This is a genomic window from Pseudomonas sp. XP2, from assembly GCF_053557975.1.
In genome coordinates this window covers 1-3,014 of the sequence record NZ_JBNRIK010000062.1, presented here as the reverse complement: position 1 = coordinate 3,014, position 3,014 = coordinate 1, and the positions used below count along the sequence as shown (strand labels likewise).

Sequence of the window (3,014 nt, the reverse complement as noted above, 5' to 3'; positions counted from 1 at the left end):
CTGCGGTCAGAGTGGTCTTACCGTGGTCAACGTGGCCGATAGTGCCGACGTTAACGTGGGGAAGGGAACGATCAAACTTTTCCTTAGCCATCGATACAATCCTCCGCAGAAGAAATAGTCTTGCGCTGATAAAACAAAGGCAGATATTTTCATATCTGCCTTGTTTATATGGAGCTCTTGAGCGGACTTGAACCGCTGACCTCACCCTTACCAAGGGTGTGCTCTACCAACTGAGCTACAAGAGCGAAACACTTTGCGCAAAATCCAGCAAACTTGGAGCGGGTAGCGGGAATCGAACCCGCATCATCAGCTTGGAAGGCTGAGGTTCTACCACTAAACTATACCCGCGGAGCTTGCGGCTCTCGCTAAAACTGGTGGAGGGAGAAGGATTCGAACCTTCGAAGCTCTCGCAACGGATTTACAGTCCGTCCCCTTTGACCGCTCGGGAATCCCTCCAGATGTGGCCGGCATTCTATTTGTCTGCCGCCCCAGTGTCAAGCGTTTTTTCAAATTTTTTCAATCAAATCTGAAACTTAGCTGCTTTGACACCGCTTCCAGTTCTACCACCTGAGTGGTGTTCCCTGTGAAGCGGGCGCCATTCTATCAAGCTATTCACCAGTTGCAATACCCTGGCAGAAAATAATTTTATGTTTTAAGTCTTTGAAATCATTGGAAAGAGCCGAAAGCACCGTTTGGTCCAGCAAACGCTCGCTTTCCGGGGCAACCTTGAGCCAGCGCCCATCTGCTCCAGGCAACTGCCCCACCACTGGCAAAGTGGCAATATCTAGGCTCAGCAAGCGCTGACGCAGTGCATCCAGCTGCTCCTGCCCTGTTACCCCCCCCACCACCAGGCACTCATCACGGCGCCTGGGTGGCGCCGACAGACCCGTTTCACGCAACAGACGGATTTCTTGCTGATTCCCCTTGTACAACGACAGGGGAGCGACTTCCTTGACCTTCAGCGGTGCTTCCTGCTGATGCCAAACGTAATAGAAGACGTTGAGCACCAGTAACAACAGAAACAACCAACGCATAGGCACCTCAATCCAATGGGCAGGCCATGGCCAGACCAACAAAAACCAGGTCAGGGACGACACGCGCCTGCGGCACGGCCTCCCTCACCAGCGGCGCATCGCCCCCGGTGAGGAACACCGTGAATTCATCCCCCCACAGCGCACGCGCCTGCTCGAGCTGCGTACGTGCAAAGCCCTGAAGCATCAACACGCAGCCACGCTCGACCGCTTCGACAGTAGAGCGGCCCGGCGACAAACTGGTCAATGCGCGCTCGGCAGAGTCATCGTCATAACGGATTCGCCGGGTGTGGGTACGCAACTGACTGCGCATCAATGGCATGCCCGGGCAGATGTAGCCACCCAGGTGTTCGCCGTCTGCGGCCACAAAGTCCGCTTTAGCAGCGGTACCAAGGTCGATCACCAGGCACGCGCCCTTGGCCAGGTGAAATGCACCCAGCGCTGCCAGCCAACGGTCCATGCCCAGACGCTGATAGTCATCATAACCGTTGCGCACACCGGCCATGCGCTGGGCCGGATGCGCAACATGCGCCTGCACGGTAAATGCCTGGGCTATCAACGCACAAAGCGCATCGGTTTCTTCCTCGCTGCGCACACTGACGATGCGGCACCCGGTCAGACATACCGATGCCAGCGCAGCCACTTCAGCCAGCAGCGCTTGATCGGAATCGACGATCCCGCCACCTTCAATCACTGCATCAGCGGTATGGATTACGCGCCACTTGATGAAGCTATTACCGCAGTCGAGCTCAAGAATCATCACGCAACCTCAAACTGAGCTCACCACCACTGAAGCTCTTTTCAACTCCGTCCACCTCAAGGCGCAAGCCGCCCTGCCCGTCGACGCCAAGAACCACGCCATCAATACGCGTGCTACCGGCAACCAGTGAAACAGTGCGCCCCTGCCACAGGTGCGCCTGCTCCCATTCCTCCTGGAATGCGGCAAAACCGTAACGACGATGGCGTGCCAATTCGTGCTGCAATTGCTGATTGAGCGACGCCACCAGGTGGTTGCGGTCTATCGCCGCACCCAGCTCACGCCGCATTGAGGTCCACTCCTGGTCGACTTGGCCATTGACCTGCATGTTCACATTGATACCGATACCCAGTACCACATGACAGACATCGGCCGGGTCACCCACCAGCTCCAGGAGAATGCCAGTTATCTTCTGCCCGCGAACCAGCACGTCATTGGGCCATTTGAGCCCGACATCCTTTACGCCGAATGCCTGCAGAGTACGCATCACTGCAACACCCACCACCAGGCTCAAGCCTTCGAGCTGGCGCATGCCGCCATCCACACGCAAGACAAGGCTGTAATAGAGGTTTTCGGCAAATGGGCTGACCCATTGCCTGCCACGTCGCCCGCGGCCTGCGCTTTGCCGCTCAGCCAAGACGATAAATGGCGCTACCTGCCCTTGATTGGCAAGCCTCAAGCCTTCGGCGTTGGTCGAGTCGATGATTTCGTGGATGAAAACCGGCCACTGCTCGCCTTCGGCAAACCCGGCGATAGCCTGTGCCTCGAGCAAAGCCAGCGGCGCCGCCAGCTGGTAGCCGCGCCCACGAACCTTGTGAATGGTGAGGTTCAGCTCGCTCTCCAGGTGCTGCAGCTGCTTCCAAACGGCGCTGCGACTCACCCCGAGGGCTGCCCCCAGAGCTTCTCCGGAATGGAACCGGCCATCCTTGAGGAGGTTCAACAACTTCAGCATGCCAGTCTCGACTTGGAATAAGGCAGGCATGATAGCCATGGGCTGTTGGCTTGCATAGGAAAAGGGCCTGCATACCTGGCGTGCGCCCTGCCTTGTGGCAGCGGGCGTGCCCGCGAAACAGGCTGCGCGGTGGATGCCACGGGCTTCGCCCGTGTTCGCGGGGCAAGCCCGCTCCCACAGGGATTCGAGCTGGGCTGAATTTTTTGCCCACAAAGACAAAACCCCTACCTGCATGCGCAGATAGGGGTTTTGCGAAATGAATCTTGACGATGAC

At 57.4% G+C, this 3,014-nt stretch carries 4 protein-coding genes and 3 tRNA genes; all 7 read right to left on the bottom strand.

Going from position 1 to position 3,014, the window contains the following annotated elements; genetic code table 11:
• Positions 1–91 (bottom strand): GTP-binding protein (locus ACK1VC_RS28855; protein ID WP_449118175.1); only part of this gene is annotated, 91 nt, incomplete at its 3' end.
• 78 nt (positions 92–169) lie between these two features.
• Positions 170–245, bottom strand: a tRNA-Thr gene (locus ACK1VC_RS28850).
• A 29-nt stretch (positions 246–274) separates the two neighbouring features.
• Positions 275–348 (bottom strand) — tRNA-Gly (locus ACK1VC_RS28845).
• A 24-nt stretch (positions 349–372) separates the two neighbouring features.
• Positions 373–456: transfer RNA gene (locus ACK1VC_RS28840), tRNA-Tyr, on the bottom strand.
• A gap of 152 nt (positions 457–608) precedes the next feature.
• Positions 609–1,034 carry a hypothetical protein gene (locus ACK1VC_RS28835; RefSeq protein WP_016484646.1) on the bottom strand — a complete coding sequence of 142 codons (426 nt, stop codon included), beginning with the start codon at positions 1,032–1,034 and terminating at the stop codon, positions 609–611.
• Between the two features lie 7 nt (positions 1,035–1,041).
• Entirely contained in the window at positions 1,042–1,791 is a 750-nt protein-coding gene (locus tag ACK1VC_RS28830; RefSeq protein WP_060519967.1) for a pantothenate kinase, read from the bottom strand.
• Positions 1,781–2,740, bottom strand: coding sequence for a bifunctional biotin--[acetyl-CoA-carboxylase] ligase/biotin operon repressor BirA (birA, locus tag ACK1VC_RS28825; protein ID WP_031312439.1), 960 nt, complete (start codon positions 2,738–2,740; stop codon positions 1,781–1,783). Before birA ends, ACK1VC_RS28830 begins: the two co-directional genes overlap by 11 nt.
• Positions 2,741–3,014 lie beyond the last annotated feature (274 nt).